The organism is Neobacillus mesonae (assembly GCF_001636315.1).
GTDB lineage: Bacteria > Bacillota > Bacilli > Bacillales > Cytobacillaceae > Neobacillus > Neobacillus mesonae.
On sequence record NZ_KV440949.1, the window covers coordinates 2,301,392 to 2,321,404 of the forward strand.

General features: G+C 44.3%; 15 protein-coding genes. 8 read left to right on the forward strand and 7 right to left on the reverse strand.

The window, feature by feature from the left end; all coding sequences use genetic code 11:
* Positions 1–64: 64 nt before the first annotated feature.
* A complete protein-coding gene (locus A6749_RS10845) occupies positions 65–1,141 on the reverse strand; it encodes a nitric oxide synthase oxygenase (protein WP_066389303.1) in 1,077 nt (358 codons plus the stop codon).
* 278 nt (positions 1,142–1,419) lie between these two features.
* On the opposite strand from A6749_RS10845, the gene A6749_RS10850 reads away from it, so the two are divergent.
* Entirely contained in the window at positions 1,420–1,647 is a 228-nt protein-coding gene (locus tag A6749_RS10850; RefSeq protein WP_066389307.1) for a hypothetical protein, read from the forward strand.
* A 330-nt stretch (positions 1,648–1,977) separates the two neighbouring features.
* Entirely contained in the window at positions 1,978–2,550 is a 573-nt protein-coding gene (locus A6749_RS10855; protein ID WP_236719652.1) for an acetylglutamate kinase, read from the forward strand.
* A 172-nt stretch (positions 2,551–2,722) separates the two neighbouring features.
* On the opposite strand, the gene A6749_RS28390 is transcribed toward A6749_RS10855, so the two are convergent.
* Positions 2,723–2,878 (reverse strand): hypothetical protein, encoded by a 156-nt coding sequence (locus A6749_RS28390; protein ID WP_161487139.1) that lies wholly within the window; start codon positions 2,876–2,878, stop codon positions 2,723–2,725.
* A 615-nt stretch (positions 2,879–3,493) separates the two neighbouring features.
* On the opposite strand from A6749_RS28390, the gene A6749_RS10860 reads away from it, so the two are divergent.
* Positions 3,494–4,444 carry a C40 family peptidase gene (locus A6749_RS10860; protein WP_236719653.1) on the forward strand — a complete coding sequence of 317 codons (951 nt, stop codon included), beginning with the start codon at positions 3,494–3,496 and terminating at the stop codon, positions 4,442–4,444.
* A 90-nt stretch (positions 4,445–4,534) separates the two neighbouring features.
* Positions 4,535–5,425, forward strand: a complete 891-nt coding sequence (locus A6749_RS10865) for a carbohydrate kinase family protein (protein ID WP_066389316.1) — start codon at positions 4,535–4,537, stop codon at positions 5,423–5,425.
* A 471-nt stretch (positions 5,426–5,896) separates the two neighbouring features.
* Here the strand turns inward: A6749_RS10865 and A6749_RS27635 are convergent.
* From A6749_RS27635 to A6749_RS10890, 4 genes are all read right to left on the reverse strand, one after another.
* Positions 5,897–7,245, reverse strand: a protein-coding gene (locus tag A6749_RS27635) for an IS3 family transposase (protein WP_153043024.1) whose coding sequence is annotated in 2 segments (ribosomal slippage) — positions 5,897–6,801 and positions 6,801–7,245 — 1,350 coding nt in all. Because the reading frame shifts where the segments join, the coding sequence is not laid out codon by codon here.
* 76 nt (positions 7,246–7,321) lie between these two features.
* The gene (locus A6749_RS10880; protein ID WP_066389327.1) at positions 7,322–8,437 is read right to left on the reverse strand and encodes a M20 metallopeptidase family protein; all 1,116 of its coding nucleotides are present in this window, start codon (positions 8,435–8,437) and stop codon (positions 7,322–7,324) included.
* Positions 8,438–8,742: 305 nt separating this feature from the next.
* Positions 8,743–10,083 carry a GntP family permease gene (locus A6749_RS10885; RefSeq protein WP_066389330.1) on the reverse strand — a complete coding sequence of 447 codons (1,341 nt, stop codon included), beginning with the start codon at positions 10,081–10,083 and terminating at the stop codon, positions 8,743–8,745.
* A gap of 399 nt (positions 10,084–10,482) precedes the next feature.
* Positions 10,483–11,622, reverse strand: a complete 1,140-nt coding sequence (locus A6749_RS10890; protein ID WP_066389332.1) for a glycerate kinase — start codon at positions 11,620–11,622, stop codon at positions 10,483–10,485.
* 152 nt (positions 11,623–11,774) lie between these two features.
* Here A6749_RS10890 and A6749_RS10895 point away from each other — a divergent pair, with 152 nt between their 5' ends.
* The gene (locus A6749_RS10895) at positions 11,775–12,863 is read left to right on the forward strand and encodes a CdaR family transcriptional regulator (RefSeq protein WP_066389336.1); all 1,089 of its coding nucleotides are present in this window, start codon (positions 11,775–11,777) and stop codon (positions 12,861–12,863) included.
* Between the two features lie 344 nt (positions 12,864–13,207).
* Here the strand turns inward: A6749_RS10895 and A6749_RS10900 are convergent, their stop codons facing one another.
* Positions 13,208–13,402 (reverse strand): cysteine-rich CWC family protein, encoded by a 195-nt coding sequence (locus A6749_RS10900; RefSeq protein ID WP_066389340.1) that lies wholly within the window; start codon positions 13,400–13,402, stop codon positions 13,208–13,210.
* 120 nt (positions 13,403–13,522) lie between these two features.
* Between A6749_RS10900 and A6749_RS10905 the strand changes: the two genes are divergently transcribed.
* The 3 genes from A6749_RS10905 (at position 13,523) to A6749_RS10920 (ending at position 19,793) form a co-directional block, all read left to right on the forward strand.
* A complete protein-coding gene (locus tag A6749_RS10905) occupies positions 13,523–14,047 on the forward strand; it encodes a Gmad2 immunoglobulin-like domain-containing protein (RefSeq protein WP_066389345.1) in 525 nt (174 codons plus the stop codon).
* 567 nt (positions 14,048–14,614) lie between these two features.
* Entirely contained in the window at positions 14,615–16,246 is a 1,632-nt protein-coding gene (locus A6749_RS10915; protein WP_066389349.1) for an SWIM zinc finger family protein, read from the forward strand.
* A gap of 541 nt (positions 16,247–16,787) precedes the next feature.
* Positions 16,788–19,793: a DEAD/DEAH box helicase gene (locus A6749_RS10920; protein WP_066389351.1), complete on the forward strand. Its 3,006-nt coding sequence runs from the start codon at positions 16,788–16,790 to the stop codon at positions 19,791–19,793.
* The last annotated feature ends 220 nt before the right edge of the window (positions 19,794–20,013 follow it).

Genomic DNA, 20,013 nt, shown 5'->3' on the forward strand with positions numbered 1-20,013 from the left:
CTCCTTCAAGAAGCTAGCTAACTAAAATGCCACATACTATAAGATGAAAAAGCACTTCTGCTGTTCAGTATGGTTTTGATTGATAAAAATAGTTCGGTTTTTCGACTTTATTATGATAAGTTTGATGAAAAATATGAGTTGTTGCAGGGGACAATGGAGGAATGAGCCATGTCCAATCACCTGTGACTGCTCTTCCCGCCGCCAATTCTTTTTCTTCAAACTTTTTAAACTGTTGGGCAGCAGTATGATGATCCACAATGCTAACCCCAGCTTCTTTGAATGAATATAAAACGGCTGTATTTAATTCTAGGAGAGTCCTGTCCTTCCATAACGATTGATTACTTTTTATATCTAACCCCATTAAAGAAGCTATCCGAGGAAGTACATTATACCTTGTTTCATCCGCAAAATTTCTAGCTCCTATCTCTGTCCCCATATACCAGCCATTAAAAGGAGCAGCCGTATAAGTAATACCTCCTATTTCAAGACTCATTTCTGAAATGATAGGTACGGCATACCATTTTAGCTGTAAATCTTCAAACCAATCGAAATGAGGGTGACGAATAGAAACTTCCAGAGGAAGATGATCTGGAATATCAAATAATTTAGGAGGATTATCATTCAGTTGGATGATAATTGGTAAAATGTCAAAATAACCATACCTCGGTTCCCATCCTAATTTGATACACTCCTCTGTAAAAGCTATTGATGTAGAATCCCCTATCACTCCTTCTGCAGTCTTATAACCTGCATAGCGAATTAATTGGTGATTCCAGATACGTACGTTTTGGTTCGGAGATTTCTGAGACAAAACCGTGATAGTAGGCCGTATCCGACCATTATTCGTTGCGTACGCAATATGTTCAAATAGCGCCTCAGCCATTTCCTCTTCTGTTTTTAAGTGTCTCTGATCGATAACGTTTAATTGATCCCAAAATAATCTCCCTATACAACGGTTACTGTTTCGCCAAGCAGCTTTCGCCCCGTATTCCAGCTCCTCTGTAGTGTGTTTATAATAACCCCTAGCACCAATCTGTTCGTGAATCTCATTCAGCCTAATTTCTGTTTCCTGCTTCGTTTTATGTAATTCGTTATAACATGAGCAAATAAATTCCGTTGCTTCTCTAAGTAAATCGTTAATTGAACCTCTACCTCCTGTTATAGGATTTATCCAATTCTATTATATGGCAATAACTAACAAACTACTAGGTCTCTAGTACTCTTATATGTATTTGAAAAATGGCCATCTGTTTTTCAAATATTAAGTGGTCTGAATCGACCTTTAATGATCATTTGGAACCGGATATTTTTTCATCTATCATTAAACAAAATATTTTCCATGTGTTGTAAAATGGATATACGAATCTAAACCTAATTTGGTTCGAGAGGTTTGGATGTATGAATAGGTGGGGATATATCATGAAGGATTTCCATTGCTGTGCGACGTGCCGGCATTTTAATGTGGAGAAAACAGCTGAAGGTGCGAAGTATTTCTGCAGCCGGTTAGGCTATGAAACAAAAACGCATTATAAATTTAATTGCTGGAGCCCTAAGGAGAATGTAGCGAAGTTAATGAACAAAGGGATTTCGAAAAATAATAATGGATTAGGCATGTTCAACAATAGTGATGACGAAAAAAATGCTTAGAATAGTCCCATTTCTAAGCATTTTTCTGCGGCCGTAATCGGCTTATTTTTTTTGAGGAATAAACATACCAATAAAAATCAAAAAACTTCCCAAAATGAGTAAAAGACTAAAAATACTTTTCGCCTCTAGATAGCCTAACGGGTAGGTTATAGCCAAAATGACCAGAAGGAGTCCAATTAGCTGAATTAACTTATTTACTCTCGTATGTACCATCCTTTATAGTCAAATATTCAATGCACCCCCATGCATCATTAATATCGCAAAAGTACAAGCACCTTTTTGGAGGTGGAATATACTGATTTTGATATTAGTGTGAAGTGGGGTGATAGCATGAAGCCTTGGTTTAATATTGATTGTATAACGGAACAGGTAGATCGTTTAAAAAGTGACATGCGTGAGGTTTGGGAACAGCATGTGTACTGGACAAGATTGACGGTCAATAGTATTGCATTTAATTTACCTGATTTAGACGCGAATACCGCACGTCTTCTCCGGAATGCCACAGATATGGGGAATTTATTAAAGCCTTTTTATGGAAATCAAATAGCCGCGAAGTTCGCCAGCTTAATCAGGGCGCACCTAGTGATTGCAGCGGAACTGGTTCAAGCCGCAAAAGCGGGCAATCAACGAGCTGCTGCCGATGCAGAGAGAAGATGGTACGCCAATGGCGAGGAAATAGCCGAATTCCTAAGCAGAATAAATCCGTTTATATCGAGAAGAGAATTCCAAGAAATGTTTTTTGAACATCTCGCTCTGACGAAGAAAGAGGCAGTATTGATTCTCCAACAAAACTTTAAAGCCAGCATTGAGGTGTTTGATAAAATTGAAGCAGAAGCTTTGGAAATGTCGGATACGATTACTTTTGCCATTGTAAAGCAATTCCCGAGAAAGTTCCGAAGATAAGGATTGTCGAAATGACTTGTGCGCAATATTAGGCATCTCTTGGTTTGGCTTGAGGGCCTTCAAAACTAGGAATATTCCGATCGCCGATGATGCAGGAGAACCGACCCCATGCATCATGATAAAAAAGCTGCCGAGTTGTGTTCTTCGGCAGCTTTGTTTAAATTTATTGTTATTAGCCAATGACTAGGTTTTTTAAGTCGGCTTTTAGATCTTCCATTAGTTGTTCGAGGGTGAGTTCTTTTTCGCTTCGGCCTTTTTCATATGCCTTTTTCACGATTTCGTTAAAGGCTACGATGTCCGCGCTTTTTTTTATTTCCTCCTTCTCCAAATCAAAATCCTCCTAAAGTCATAATGTCATATTTTACTATAAGGAAAGATGGTTGTAAATCGATTTCCAGATGTAAATTGTAGAAATTTTGTGAACGCCGTCGAATGCCGGTCACAAGATTGATTTTTTCAGGCAATTTTTCAAAATTCCCCATCCGTATTCCACAAAATTTCCCGGAAAATTACACGTTTTTGCATAACCTCCCCCAAAACACTAGCAATCTATGGTAAAATTTATTAGAAATAAAAATAATATGAGGTGATTTGTCAAGTGAAGAAAACCATTGTTCGGACGTTGTCGACGGCCGCACTGCTTTCGATTGCTTACGCCGGCTCTGCACATGCCGCTACATACAAAGTTCAAAAGGGCGATACTCTATCAGAGATTGCCAGTAAATATAATACGAGCGTTGCTCAAATAAAGAAACTTAACAGCTTAAAATCAGATCTTATCCACATCAACCAAACTCTTCAGGTCTCCACAGCTGTTAAAACTACGCATGCATCCAAGTCAGCTACCTATACTGTCGTCAAAGGTGATGCCCTGATTAAGATTGCCAACCGTTTTGATGTGACTGTTGGCGAACTCAAGCAGTGGAACAAGCTGGCCAGCGACATGATTTATGTCGGACAGGTGCTGAAGGTATCGGATGGGGCAAGTACATCTTTTACAACGCAAACTGTGAAACCGGCAGCTAAGCCAAGTGCGAAACCGGCTGTGCCTGCAAAACCAGCAGCGTCCACAGCAACTACTTTTTACACCGTGAAAAGCGGCGATTACCTAGGAAAGATCGCCAAGACGTATAACACAACTGTCGCAAACTTAAAGTCCTTGAATGGTCTGAAATCCGACTTCATCCGCGTAGGCGACAAACTGAAGGTGCCTGCCAAAACGGCTGTGAAGCCAGCGGTTAAACCGGCGACGAAACCAGTATCTAAGCCAGTGCTGCAAGCCCCGGCAAAACCAGCTGCTCCGGCTATCAAACCGCAGGCAACAGGCTACTACCTCGTTGTAGGCGGCGACACCCTTGGCAAAATTGCCGTGAAGTTCGGGACAACCATCCAAGACTTGAAGTCACAGAATAATCTGACTTCCGATTTAATTTATGTCGGACAACAGCTAAAGGTGCCTAGTCAAGCCGGTGCAACAGTGACGAAACCAACCCAAACAGTGAACAAGCCAGCAGCGGAGCCATCTGATGCGGATCTCTCCCAAAAGGCAATTTCTATTGCTAAAGATTTAATCGGCGTTCCATATGTGTGGGGCGGAAATACTCCGGATGGGTTTGACTGCAGCGGGTTCATTTATTATGTATACAAGAATTCCGGCAAATCTTTGCTTCGTACGTCGGCCGCAGGCTACTATGCCCGTGCCTATTACGTTGATAAGCCAAAGCCAGGCGACCTCGTCTTTTTCGAAAATACATATAAAAAAGGCATATCGCATCTAGGCATTTACCTTGGCAACAATCAATTTATCCACGCCAGCGACTATGGCGTAGCGATTTCCAACCTGGATAACCCATACTACAAATCGCATTTTGAAAGTTTTAAAAGATTTTACTAAACTCGGATAAAATAGAACATCATTTAACACCCTAGACCTACTCACCATTTTGAGTAGGTCATTTTTAAATAAAAGGAAAGTGGTGGTGTAATGAAGAACATTTTTGTGCTTGGCGGAGTCTCCTATAATCTGATCATTGATGTGGATGAATTTCCCCAACCAGTTGCCCATACCATTAGCTCTGTTAACTCCTATCGCGAAACGATAGGCAATACAGGAGCAGGCAAGGCATTAAACTTAAACAAATTGGGATTTAATGTGACATTTTACGGCGTCATTGGTCAGGATGATTATGGGGAAAAGATTGCGTCTACTTTCCATCAAGAGGGAATTACATTTGGTTATGATGTCAGTCCAAATGGCACTGAAAGACATCTCAACTTCATGAAAAATGCTACTGGTGAAAGATTATCCATATTTTTAAATTCAATACCTGAGATTAATACAAATATAGAGGTCGTAGAGCAATATATTAGAGAAAATGACATCGTGTTTTTGAATATCATGTCATACTGCAAAGACTTCATCCCGTTATTGAAAAAATATAATAAAGAGATTTGGGTCGACCTCCATGATTATGATGGAAAAAATGAATACCATCAGGACTTTATTGATGCCGCTGATGTAATTCAATTCAGCTCCGAAAATAACCCTGAATACCAGGAAACGATCAGAAAGTTCCTATCTGACGGGAAAAAGTTAGTAGTCTGCACTCATGGCAGTAAAGGCTCCACCATCGCCAATGAAAAGGAATGGCTGGACGTGCCCGCATTAAAATATGATGCGATTGACACAAACGGTGCGGGCGATGCTTACTCCGCAGGGATTTTATACGGAGTTGCGCAAGGTTATGATTTAGAGAAAACCGCCAAAATGGCCTCCATCGCAGGCGGAATGGCCACTACCTCCAAGCAGCTCGCATCAGAGGAACTTTCTTGTGAAAAAGTTGAGGACGAATATAGAAAAGTAAAGTCAAAATAACTTGAGCCGGGCTGAACGCCCGGCTTTTTTGATTGGGTTTTGGTAAAGTTGCAGATATATCGTTTCAACTTGCAGATATATGGCGGAAAGTCGCAGATATATTGTCTAAGCTCGCAGATATCCGGGGAAAAGTTGCAGATATGGTGTAAGGGTACACTCCCCATCGTTTTGCTATCCCAAAAATCGGTAATCAAATGACCTGAGTCAGGCTTAACGCCTGACTTTCCAATCAGAATTTACCAATTTGGTCTAAGTTTCCTATGAAAAGTAGGTCGATCCAAGCAAAAATGACTCTGCGATTATTTTTTGGCTATTTTTTCAGGTGTTTTGGCAACTTTATTAAGGGATTTGGCTATTTTTTCGGGTGTTTTGGCTATTTATACATTTTATTCCATAAAAACGAATGATACACCATTAAAAAAAGGACCTCCCAATAGATTGATCTGAACCCAAAAAGTTAGACACTGAAATTTAGGCAGCTACCTGGGCATGAGTTCGGTATAGAACCGGACTCATGCCTTTTAATTTTGCCTTAATCCGTTTGTGATTATAGTAATAAATATATTTCTCTAATTCTACTTTAAAATGCTGCATACTCTCAAATTCTTTTAAATAGAGTAATTCAGACTTTAATAAGCCAAAGAAATTCTCCATGACTGCGTGATCTAAACAATTCCCCTTACATGACATACTCTGAGTAATCCCACGTTCTTTTAAAGCATGTTGGTACTGCTTCATTTGATAATGCCAACCTTGATCAGAATGGAGGATGGGGGTGTCTCCGTCATTTAGACGTTTAAAAGCTTTATCCAGCATTTTTGAAACAAGTGGATAAACAGGACGCTTTTCTGTGTTAAAAGCGATGATTTCCCCGTTGTATAAATCTAGAATGGTGGATAAATATAGCTTCTCTCCATGTAGGTGGAATTCTGTTACATCCGTTACCCACTTCTCATTAGGCTTTGATGCTTTAAATTCACGCTCCAAAATATTAGGGGCAATTTTACCTACTTGCCCACGGTATGAACGATATTTTTTCATGCGTACAAGACATTTTAATCCCATTTCATTCATCAGGCGGCGAACAGTTTTATGATTAATTTGTAATCCTTGATTACGTAATTCCAACGTGATACGACGATATCCATATCGTCCTTGATGTTCCTCAAAAATATGATTAATTAGTTCTTTGACTTCCTTATATTTATCTGGACGATTCATTTGTTTAATCCAGTAATAATAGGTACTACGCGCAATACCAGCGACCTTTACTAGATCGATAACTTTAAATTCATGCCTTAATTCATATATTACTTGCGCTTTGTCTTGTTCCGTAATTTTTCTTTTTCTTGAATTAAGGCACTCAACTTTTTTAAATAGGCATTCTCCATACGTAAACGCTCAATTTCAGCGCGTAACGCTTTTTCAGATCCTTCCGCCGGTTGAGCTTTGTTTGTTTCTTTTTTCATGGATGAACGCCCCTTTGTCTTTGGTTGAAGAGCGTCAATCCCTTGAGTTTCAAATAAACACTTCCAATTCCCGACTGTTGTAGAGGCTGGAATGTTAAATGCTAAAGCTGCTTCATCGATGGACGCTCCCATCTCGTTTATATAATTTAGTACGTCCATTTTAAACTCTACTGGATAGTTTGTATATGTTTTGTGGAAAGCTGCTAATCCATGTTCACGATACTTAGCTACCCATTTTTTTAACATCGTAATATTTACACTATATTTTCCAGCTATATCTTTAAAGGATTCTACCCCCTCAAGGTAGTCATAAATAGCTTCTAGTTTGGTTTCTAAAGAATATTTAGTCATAAAAAACTGCACCTCCAATTGTTAGTTGTGTCTAACAATTGGGGTGCAGTTCAGATCTTAGGAAGCCCCTTTTATATTATTTGTCCGCTAGTCCTTTGAATACTTCTACGGCTGTTTCGATGAGATCGTCACGGAAGTCGTATTCGAAGCTGTGGAGGATTGGGTAATCCTCTCCGTTTCCGACATAGCAGTAGGATCCTTTTGTTAGCTTTGTGAAATGACCGAAGTCTTCGGAGCCGCGGAATGCTTCTTGCAGCTCAGCCATTGCCAGGCCCTTTTCCTGGCAGACCGCGCGAATTTTGTCTGTGCTTTCCTTATGGTTGGCGGTTTCCGGGAATTCATCCTGGTATTCGAAGCGTACTTTCAAGCCATACTTCTCTGCTTCCGCTTGCGCCAAGTCCTCTAATTTCTTTTGCAGCTTGTCCATTTCCGCTTCGTACAGGGCACGAATCGTCATCCGCAGCACGCCTTTACCGGCATTGACACCAAACGCTTTTGCACCGATATCAACTTGGACAATTGTGCAAAGAACGATGCCTTCATTCGCCGCAGGATCGACAAATCCAGGGATCGCGTCAATGACTTTGGCGATCGCAAATGATGGATTTTTCCCCTTCTCCGGCTCGCTTGCGTGAGACTGAGCGCCCTCAAAATAAATCGACATTCCCTTGGACGCACAGTGGGCAGTGCCGTCGATCACATGCACAACACCGTGCGGGAATCCGCTCATATTGTGCCATGCAAAGATTTCATCGATGTTTTCTTCCTTGATAAACACCGCGCACTCGGCCGCTCCGTCACCCGTTTCCTCGGCATGCTGGAACAAGAAGAAAATGTTATTATCTGACCCCTTCTGGTCGATTTCCAACGCGAAACCTACAAGTGTCGCTGTGTGGCCGTCGTGACCGCATTTGTGAGACACGCCTGGAATCTGCGAGCCGTACGGCAGCTCGATCGTTTCCTCAATCGGCAGCGCGTCAAAATCGGCTCGGAACGCCACATTTCTTTTTCCCACAGGGGAGTGATAAATCGCATAGAACCAACGGCCCTTGTCGACAATTTCAAGACTTGTGTTCGCTTTCAAAAATTCGATTACATGCTGTTTTGTCCACACTTCATAGTTTGATAGTTCCGGATGGGCATGCAGCTCGTGGCGCAGCTGGATCGCCATTTCTAAATTTTTCTTTTCCACTGTGATAGTCTCCTTTTTCTTGGAAGTTTTAGGAATGGAAATAGGAGTTTTTTTAATATACACAATTATTATTTTATCACAAAAGTTTTGGAATATTAAAGTACTCTATTATTCTATTACTGGGGTATTGCATGCCATGAAAGTGAGTGACAATGCCATTTTGCTGTGTTGTAATCACCAGTTACAAACAATTACCAATTTATATCGAGCTACTTCCGTTTTTAAAAACCGCATTTTGAATGTTTTAAAAGGAAGGCCAGTCTTCAATCGAGACTGGCCTTCGCGAAAAAATTTTTCGGAATATATCAAACTAGAACGACCCACAAAATAACAGCCGTGACAATGGTCACAAGCCCTTGAAACAAGGTAGCCATTGTCTGTGCCTTGTATGCATCGGTTACCTTCATTCCCGTGAATTGAGTGACAACCCAGAAGAAGCTGTCATTCACATGGCTGACGGTCATCGCTCCAGCACCGATCGCCATCACGACTAATGCCAGCGGTACGGCTCCTTCGATCCCTAAAGCCGGCAGCATTGGTGCAATGAGCGAAGAGGTGATGACCAGTGCCGCAGTGGACGAACCTTGCGCCGTTTTTAAAGCAGCCGCAATCACGAATGGAATCAGCAGGAATAATGCACCGCTGAACATATCTCCAATCGACCAGCTTTGAATGGCTTCTGCAATACCAGTATTTTTAATGACGCCGCCAAACGCACCGCCTGCCCCTGTAATAAGGAGAATTGGCGCTGATTCTACTAAACCTTCTCCAACCCATTTTGTTAATGTCTCCTCATTATATTTTGGCAGTAAGGCAAAAGCAGCGATCACACCTACAAGTAACGCTACAAGTGGTGACCCTAAGAAGATGAAAAAGTTTGCGATATCCCCTGTTGCTTTTTGAAAGGTCACAACGGAACCAATCCCAATCAGGACAATTGGTAATACAATCGGTAAAAATGATAGAAACGTAGATGGCATTTTTCCAAAAGAGGCGACGATTTCATCGTAATTTAAATCCTCACCATCGTCTTCCACCTCGATTTTGTTCGCTACTTTTGTCGCCCAGAAATAGCCGACAATGGTAGCTGGAATCGCTGTAATCAATCCAATTAAAATAATCGTACCTAAGAAATTACTGGCACCAATATTTCCAGCTGCGGCGATTGGGCCGGGTGTTGGCGGTACAAGTGTATGTGTTGCGTATAAGCCGGTGGCAAGTGCGACCGACATCGAAGCAACCGCCACTTTTGCGCGTTTTGCTAGTGCTTTTCGTAAGCTTGACAGAATTACAAATCCCGAATCGCAGAATACGGGGATGGAGACAATATAACCTATTAAACTCATAGCAAGCTGCGGCCGTTTTGGACCGACAATTCGGAGTACGACCTCTGCCATCCTTAGAGCGGCTCCTGATTTTTCAAGGATCACTCCGATAATGGTTCCGAATACAATCACGAGCCCGATTCCGCCCATTAAGCCTCCAAAACCGGTATTGACATTTTCCACAATCTTAGCGAGCGGCATGCCAGAAGCAAATCCTACAAAAAATGTCCCTAGTAATAATGATAAAAACGGATGCAGTTTGAATTTAGTTGTGGCGATGACCACTAATAAAACACCAACGAGCAAAACTAGAAATAACATGTACGTTTCCCCCTCTATTTTTTATAGGCTGTTGTTGGATCGATTGTTGCTCTTACGATTCGCCGATAAACTAGCTTTTTTCGCTGATAAAATCAAAATATCGCTGATAAAATCAAAATATCGCCGATAAAATTTTTGATTTCATTTTTTGAAGTACCTTTGTTTCGTTCTAATATAGAAAAACAACAAAGTAATCGAAAACAGCCTTTCTAAAAAGTTGTTGCTTGTTTGATTCGCTAATAGAATAGTAAAAATCGCTAATAGAATACCGAAATTCGCTAATAAAACAGTAAAAATCGCTAATATAACGCCGAAATTCGCCAATAGGGTGTAATTTTACACCAAAATCGGGACATTTAGAGTTAAAACTCAACAACAATAATTGCAAAAAGAGCCTTTTTATAAAATCGATGCTAAGTAAGTTCGCATCACCTGCTCTGCCGCTTGCTCTAACAGCTCCGCGCCGCGGTTCATCGCCTCTTGAAGCGTCATGGGTGCATTAATAATGCTATGTACACTGTGAATACCGTGCTCATAGAGCTGATCAATTCCTGATCCCACAGATCCCGCGAGGATAAATACCGGTATTTGCCCGTGCTTTTTCGCTTCTTGTGCCACTCCCATGGGGGTCTTGCCTGAAGCCGTTTGAAAATCTGTCTGTCCTTCACCAGTGAAAATACACTTCGCTCCCTCAAGCTTTTGGCCAAGCTTGGTGTATTCCATCACAAGATCGATTCCCCTCTTTGTCACTGCTGGGAAAAAGGCTTGAAAAGCGCCGCCAATCCCCCCTGCAGCACCGGCACCTGGTTTTTCGTGCAACCGTATCCCTGTTTTTACTTCAATTAAATCGGCCCAGTGAGCTAAATTCCGGTCAAGCACCTTGACCATCTCTAGCGTTGCCCCTTTTTGCGGACCAAAGACATGCGAGGCTCCGTTCACCCCAATCAATGGATTTTGGACATCTGTCGCAATTAAAAATTTTGCCTCCGCAATTCTTGAATCAAACTGGCTCTCATCAATTGCAGCAATCCGGGAAAGTTCACCGCCTCCAAACCCTACAGGCTTTCCTTCCGAATCCAGCAGCTTCATTCCTAAGGCCTGAAGCATGCCAGCCCCGCCATCATTGGTAGCGCTTCCACCAATAGCTAAAATAAAATTTCGGCAGCCATCGTCCAATGCTTTTTTGATTAATTCACCTGTGCCAAAGGTTGTGGTAAACAAAGGATTTCGTTTTTCAGGAGCGATCAGATTTAGGCCTGATGCTGTTGCCATTTCGATGACACACGTTTCCTGGTCACCAAGGATTCCATAAGCAGCCCGAACAGGCTCTAATAATGGTCCTTTTACCACAACATCCACAAAACGGCCATTTGTTGCGGCAACTAAACTGTCCGCTGTACCTTCTCCCCCGTCCGCAACCGGCACTAGAACGGTCTCTGCTTCAGGCAGCACCTTTTTAATCCCTTTTTCGATTGCTAGTGCCGCTTCAAGTGCGGTTAGTGAGCCTTTAAATGAATCGGGTGCAATAACAATCTTCATGCTGTCCCCACCTTCTTTTTTTAATACACTAACTAATTATAATCTTCAGACATCATTGATTCATCGTTTTTCATAAACAAAAAAACTTAAAATTTGAGTGTCATTTTTGTGTATAATGAACGAAAACACTTACATGACTAGGATGATCCAATATGTTAACCCAGGAGATGGCGGCTGAAATCGTAGAACAAACGATGATTCGTTTGCATCGGAATATCAATATTATGAACGACAAAGGTGTGATTATTGCGTCCGGAAATCAGAATCGCCTCTATCAAATTCATTCCGGCGCTTTAGAGGTTTTAAAGTCCGGTAAACCACTCATCATTCATGATGAGAACCTGCAGCAATGGGAAGGCTCTCTTCCTGGGATTAATCTCCCAATTACCTTTCAAGATAGCATTATTGGGGTGATTGGAATTACTGGTGATCCAGGGGAAATTATGGAGTTCGGTGAGCTCGTGAAGATGATTACCGAAATGATGATTCAGCAGTCCTTCATAACCGAACAGCTGGAATGGAAGCAGCGGCTGAAGGAGCAGGTTTTTGGAGAATTATTAAAAGAGCATTTTCATGAGGATTCTATTAAACAAAGGCTTAGTTTAATAGAGGTAACATTAGCACCGCCCTTTCAGGCAGCTGTATTGGATTTGGGACTTACCCCTTTAAAGAAAAAGGACATTATGCAAATTTTCGCCGATACCTTTCATGAGGCACAATCTCTTATCGGCTATTTAACTGGTAACAGGATTTTTGTTTTAACCTCAAATTTGGCAGAAGCACGGTTAAAACAAAAATTGACTAATGTTTTGGGGAAATTGAACTCTAGTCATCTGCGAATTGGAATCGGATTACCCGTATTGGATTACACACACATCCGTCATTCCTATCACGAAGCACTTCAAGCGCTTCAGCTTGGAAGCAGCGAACAACATCTAATTACATTTTCGGAAATTGAAACAAAAGCGCTCCTTGCCAGCTTAGATGAAAGGTCTAAGCTGCAATATATTGAACGGATCCTGGGCCCTTTATCCGATAAATTCATCGAAACATTAGACCATTTTTTCAAAAACAATCAAAATATCGGGGAGTGTGCGAAATCGATGTATATCCATCGAAATTCACTCGTTTACCGGCTTAAAAAAATCCGCGAGCTAACAGGGCTGGACCCACAACGATTAAACGATGCCGTCCCACTTCAGCTTGCGGTTTGGCTTTGGGAGATGGATAGAAATAAGTAGTAAATATTTTAGAGTCGGCAAAATTTTGATTAAGAGTGACCAGTGTAGAAGAAGTTTTGGCTATTTTTTAAGGAGCTTTGGCTAAAAAGACAATTTCCCCCAAACAGGAAAGTGACATTGATTCTCAAATCCCCTCTTTACAAATTTAAAGGGGCACCTTAAATGACAGGGACCCCTTAAATGAAGACAATGATATTCCGACCAGCAGTACTGTGATATATAGATGGGCTTTGTTCACCGGCCGGAACCCCCAGACAGTCTGCCGGCTTGTCTTTAGCACCCTTCGCAAACTCCACTCGGTTATGTAGGATAGCAGCAGAACGGTACCAGGATTAAGATTAGTTTCATTTTCGCTGTTCTTCATTAAATTTTTTTAAACAGTTTGGGCAGATACAGTGTTTTCTCCTGCTCTCCTCTGGGACTAATTCAAAGATTTCAGTTGGAAAAACCTCCGAGTCGCACCAGCAGTTCCCGTGCTCGCTGCTGCCGGACATGCACTGGTTCGCCTCACCGCATATTGGGCAGTATTTATTGGTCATGCCATCCCCTCCTTTGTCAGTGATGTTATCTACGATTCTACTAGAATGCGGATTTTTGTGGAAGAGGCAGTCTCGGTTGTAAAAATTTAAAGATTAAACAGGAATCACGAAGAAAATAATATGAATACCATAAAAGTAAAAGGGCGTGAATGGATGCGAAGGGTGGTTTATTTTTTACTAGCGTTAATCGCCGCGATTGGGCTGACGGCCTGCAGCTCGCAAAAGAATGTAAAAGAGCCGGACAAGGATCAAGCCGTTGAGACACCTAAGGATGGGCAGCCAGCTGTGGAGGAACCTGCAAAAGAGGAACCAGATGTGGAGGAGCCGGATCAGCCGGCGCCTGAGCCAAAAGTGTATCATAATGAGGCGTTTAAAGATGTGGTGGTAACGGAATCCAGGGGCCAATTTGTGGTCACAGGCAAAGCCCAGGTGTTTGAAGGCGTGTTTCAATACAAACTTTCCGACGGTGGCAAAGTGTTATTGGAAGACCACTACCAAACCGCCGGCGCACCAGCCTGGGGCGACTTCAACATTACCTTTGGAAAAAATTTAATCAGCGGAAAGGATGCCGTTTTTGAATTATTTGTCTACTCGGCCAAAGACGGCTCGAAAATTAATGTTTTAGAGGTACCGATTGAAAAATAAAAATTACCTGAGCCAGGCTTTGCGCCTGGCTTTTTTAGGTGGGTTTTTGTTCGTTGGATTCTGGTTGGGTGTGTCGGAGTTTGGTTGGACGCTCAGAATATCGGATAGGTGCGCAACCGGATTTTGGTTGGGCGTGCCGCCATTTTAGATGGTTGCTCCAGTATTTTGGCTGGATACGCCGCCCGAATTTTGGAATCGCTAATAAACCCCTTCAAATCGCTAATAGCCGCCCGAAAATCGCTAATAAAACTGTATTTTTCGCTAATAAGGAGCTAAAATTCGCTAATATGGTGTAATTTTATACTTCGTTCTAAACAGGAACCCTCGATGCAGTATCATCCCCGCTTTGTTTTGGCTATTTTTGAAAAGGTTTTGGCTATTTTCCAACTACTTTTGGCTGTTTTCCCATGAGTTTTGGCTATTTAGGCACTTTATTCAAAAAACAATTAAAAGAAAACAACCACGGATCCTCCCTAATTTCATAAATGAGGCACAAGAACCGCCCCCGTGCATCATTTTTGGGTATAATATAGGAATATGGATTTTTCGTGAAGGGTGGTGTTTCGGATGGAGTTTGTGCGGGAGTTGTCGGATGAGCTGCGGGATTTGTTGAGTTCGAATTCATCGGAGGATGCGCGGCTGGTGCAGAAAGGGTTGATGTTGTACCGGCAAGGGATGGTCCAGCAGCTGCAGGTGGAGAAGAACGGAATTACGGCGGTGGTGCAGGATGTGATGCCGGCGAAGGTGCTGCTCGACCCGGATTTTCTGGGCTTGAGTGAATGTTCGTGCCCGTCGGATGAGCTTTGCCGGCACCAGATGGCGGTGTTTTTTGCGGCTTATGCGCAAGTTGGTAGTGTATCCGATTGGGTGACCGAATGGCGCGAACCTGCACGCGAGACGAAGTCAGTGGTGGCCTGGGGGATCCAGAAGGCGAAGGATTTGGTGAAGGCGAACGGTCTGCTGAAGCCGGATTATAAGCGCTGGGTCGATTCGTTTGAGAAAAGTTTTGAGGCGCTGTTGGGTGAGAAAAAGCATAAGAACCCCTTTGTGGTGACGGAATTGTTCGGGATTTACCGGCGGCGGCTGCAGGCCAGTGCTCCCGTAGAGCAGGAGTGGCGGCTGTTGTATGAGCTGGTGTCGGTGGTGGTGTCGTTTCGAATGCTCGCCCAGTTGAGCGAACGGATGGGCCACGCTGAGGATGCAGTGCGGCGCTCTTACGGGCATTTATTCGAAGCGATGGTCGATGAGGCTGACGAATTGGTTGAAAAAATCGGTATGCAGACGCTGCCGTTTGATTTTGATGAGTTTGTTGTGGGACTGCGGGACGATACGTTTGAGCTTTTGACAGTGGTGAACGGTTTGGAACAGGCGCGGATCGCGTTGTACCGCCTGCTATGGAACGGATTGTTTCGAAAAACTTCATGGCGCGAAGCAGAGCTTGAAAAGGTCCGTGATCGGACGAAGTCGGTTCAGGACGACGAGAATCCCCTGCCATTAGTGGCTGCTGAGATTCATTTGTGTGTACTGCTCGGTGAGGACGAGAAAGCATTTGCTAAGGTCGATCTGGTGCGAGATGAGGTCATCGTGCCGTTTATGCTTTATTGGATTGAGTATTTGTCGGCGCTCAAGGCGTGGAAGCGGGCCGGACGGTGGATTGATGAATTTTTGCAAAAACTGAAAGAGTATTTGGAAAGCAACGAGTCTTATGGTGGTTTTCACGGTCGCTCCGGGTTTGTGCGGACGATGCTCCGCGCGATTACGCCGTATGTGGCCGAGAATGGCCGAGCCGATGTGTATGAACGGGCATTGTTAAGCAGTTTGCCATATAGCTATGCTGAGTATGAGTATATGCTGTTTGAGCGCAGCATGTACGACCGCTGGGGCGAGCTGCAGTCGTTTCTCGGCATGGAGTTCCAGGACCTGCCAAAGGACCGCGTGAAGGTTGTAGAAAAAGAGCGGCCTGAGGTGCTGCTCGGCATGCTGCACCAAGCCGTCCAGCGCGAAATTGATCAAAAAAACCGCGGCAGCTACCGAATGGCAGTGCGGCATTTGAAAAAATTGCGGACGCTGTATAAAAAATTAAAACGCGTCGATGACTGGGAGTATTTTTTGGAAGGCTTACTGGAGCGGACGAAGCGGCTGCGGGCATTTCATGAGGAATGTACGCGCGGGAAGTTGATTGCGGAGAAGGTTGAATAGGATTTTTCGGGTAACGGTCGGTGTTACTTGCATATGATGTAACTTTAGTTGCGAATATGCAATGTTTAGTTGCCAACAGGTGAGGTACTTGCGGGACCACGCCATATTCTGAGGACTATCTAAATATGCGAAGAATTTTACCATATTTAAAAGATCTACGTTACCATTTACTTGGTTTTCAACTTTTCAGGGGCACGTAGAACCTTTTTACGTTACCCATCTGCTTGATTTTTCGACCTTTCGGGCACGTAGAACCCATCTACGTTACCCATCTGCTTGATTTTTCGATCTTTTGGGCACGTAGAACCCTTCTACGTTACCTATCTGCTTGGTTTTTCGTCCTTTCGGGCACGTAGAACCTTTCTACGTTACCCATTGACTTGGTTTTTCAGCCTTTCGGACACGTAGAACCCTTCTACGTTACCCAACTGCTTGGTTTTTCGACCTTTCGGGCACGTAGAGCACGCTGCGCAGCCCTTCATATATTATTTTATGGGACACAAGAACCGTCCCTGTGGTTCAAGAAGGAGTACGGCCTATTATGCTGAGAACGAAATTTTTACGATTGAATACGACTCGATTAGAGGATGGGCGGTTTTTGATTAGTGCCCAGGATGGCGGCGGGGTCAACCGTCCTCCTTTCGTTTGGAAGAACCTTGTGTTCAGCAATCATGAGGAGAGTTTTTTCGGAACAGTGCTTGAGGAGAGCGGCGATGGTGTGGTGCTGAACGGCTGGCAGCTGGTGTCGCTGTTCGCCAAGGAGTCGTTTAACCGCTTTATTGAGTGGGACTGGAATGAAGAGTCCGAGATTTGCCTGGCGGCCGCGTTCTCGATGTATGAGGGGATTTTAGAAAAAGATTGGCTGCCGGATTTTTCGGTCTGGGGCTCATCAGGCGGCGATTTCCGCTGGAAGCTGCCGGAGCGGGTGAAAGAGGAGTTCGACCCGTCGTTTTGGGAGCAGGACATCGAGGATGTGGACGCGGGCGCTCTTGAGTACATTACCGATTTGTATAACCAGGCGCTCGATGGCTATTTGACGCGGAATGCCAAAATGAAGGAGCTGTTCGGGCCGAAGCTGGAGCTTTTGAAAAAGCAAGATATCTCGGGCAGTGAGCTTGCCCGTTATTTTGACGAGGAAAGCTGGCTCGAGTGGGTCGGAATTAAGGAAAGCGACACCCCGTTCACGATTGGGCTGCGACTTGACGAACCGCTCGAAGGCGAAGGCGACTGGACCCTGGATGTATTTTTACGAGGAAAAAAGAATATCGACGAAGTGTATGATGCTGAGGATATAAAGCGGATTCCAACGAGATGGCGTCCATTTTTAGACAGGGTCGATCGTGAACTGGCGCGCTGGGTTCGGTTAATTCCTTGGCTTGCCGAGGAAGGTGCTGGCGTTTTGAAGACGGAGCTCTCCGAAGACGAAGCGTGGTTATTTTTAACAGAGGCTAGCGAAACCTTGGTGGCACTTGATGTCGAAATTCTCCTTCCTTCATGGTGGCAGGCGATGAAAAATGCCAATTTGCGGGTAAAAGCGTCTCTGAAAGGTGGTTCGAGCCACCGGCCTTCATTTGTCGGGCTGCAGGCGATGCTTGACTTTAATTGGCGGTTCTCGATGAACGGCGTCGATTTGTCGGAGGAGGAGTTTGGCAAGCTTGTCGAGGAGAAGCGGCGGCTTGTCTATATTCGCGGGCGCTGGGTAAAGCTCGATCCGCAGTTTATCCGTCAGATCCAGGATTTGATGAAACGTGCCGAAAAAGAGGGCCTGCATGTCCGCGATTTGTTGGAGCAGGAGCTGATCGAGGCAGATGCGGCTGAGGATGAGCTGGAGAATCCGAAGGCGTTTGCGAAGATCCAGATTGAGCTGAACCGGCAGTGGAAGCAGATGGTGAAGCAGCTGTCGGAAGTGAAGGAAATTCCGCTCGCAGAGGTGCCGGGCGGGCTGCAAGGTGAACTCCGGCCATACCAGCAGCTAGGAATGAGCTGGCTGTGGTTTCTAAGACAATACGGATTTGGCGCCTGCCTCGCCGACGACATGGGACTTGGCAAAACCGTACAGCTGATTTCCTATTTGTTGAAGGTGAAAGAGGAAGATGTTGTTGATGTTGTGGTGCCTGACACCACAAAAACACACGATTCCACCCCACGTGGACAGTTGGGTGATGGTGATGGTGTCGAGGGTCCGAGTGCGAGTGCGAATGTGGTGCCTGACACCAAGGCTTCTCAAGGGCGGAGGAAAAAGGATGCCGCGGCTGGTGCTGACTCCCTGGAGAAGGTGCCGGTAAAGGCAGCGTTGATAATTTGCCCTACCTCGGTGTTAGGGAACTGGCAGAAGGAGCTGGAGCGTTTTGCACCGGAGATGGACGTTTACCTGCATTACGGGGCGAACCGCCTGAAGGGTGCGGACTTTATCCAACAGATGCAGAATGCGGATGTCGTCCTGACCTCCTACGGCATAAGCCATTTGGATTCAGAGGACTTTGAATCGGTGCTGTGGAGTACGATTGCCATTGATGAGGCGCAGAACATTAAGAACGCCCAGACGAAGCAGTCGCGGGCCGTCCGCAGGCTGCGCGGGCGCCATCACATCGCCTTGACAGGTACACCGATGGAAAACCGCTTGTCAGAACTGTGGTCGATTTTTGATTTTACCAATCACGGCTATCTCGGCAGTCTTGGACAATTCCAGAAAAAGTTCATTATTCCAATTGAAAAAGAAGAAAAGAAGGAAAAAATTCAGCAGCTGCAATCGCTGATCCGCCCCTTCCTGCTGCGTCGGACGAAAAAGGATGAAGAAGTCGCTTTGAACCTGCCGGATAAGCTGGAGCAAAAGGAATACTGCCCGCTGACGGCGGAACAGGCGTCGCTGTATGAGCAGCTGATCCATGATACATTTGCCCAGATTGAACAGCTGTCCGGTTTTGAGCGCAAGGGGCTAATTTTACAAATGCTGAGCAGGTTGAAACAGCTGTGCAATCACCCTGCCCTTTATTTGAAGGAAAAATCAGCAGCCCGTGAGCTGCTAGAGCGCTCGAATAAGTTAGATAAGCTTGTTGAGCTGGTGGATGCTGTGTTGGATCAGGGCGAGAGCTGTCTTATTTTCACGCAGTACCTCGAAATGGGCGAAATGATTCGAAGTGTGTTGAAGAAAAAGTTTTCTGTCGAAGTGCCGTTTTTGAATGGAAGTGTCGCGAAGTCGCAGCGGGATAGGATGATCGAGCGGTTCCAGAACGGGGAGTTTCCGGTGTTCCTGCTGTCGCTGAAGGCGGGCGGAACCGGGTTGAACCTAACCGCCGCGAACCACGTGATTCACTACGACCGATGGTGGAATCCTGCGGTCGAGAACCAGGCGACGGACCGGGCTTACCGGATTGGACAGTCACGCTTCGTGCACGTGCATAAGCTAATTTGTACTGGGACTTTGGAAGAGAAAATTGACGCCATGCTCGAGAAAAAGCAGTTTCTAAATGACCAAATTATCCAGAGTGAGAACTGGATTACGGAGCTTTCCACTGAAGAGCTTAAAGATTTGGTGTACTTGGGATAATGGTTTACCTTGGTGTCAGGCACCATGTGAAAATTTCTAGCGGGTTCACTTTTGTGGTGCAAAATACTCATTCTCTAATGATTCACAAATAAAAATACAATAAATCCCCATATAAAAACGCAAGCGAAATCACAAGCTTGCGTTTTTGCATATATAATTTTCTATCTTTTCGTATTGTTAACTAAACAGTCCTAACCAAAAAAGTCCCGGGCAAAGTTCC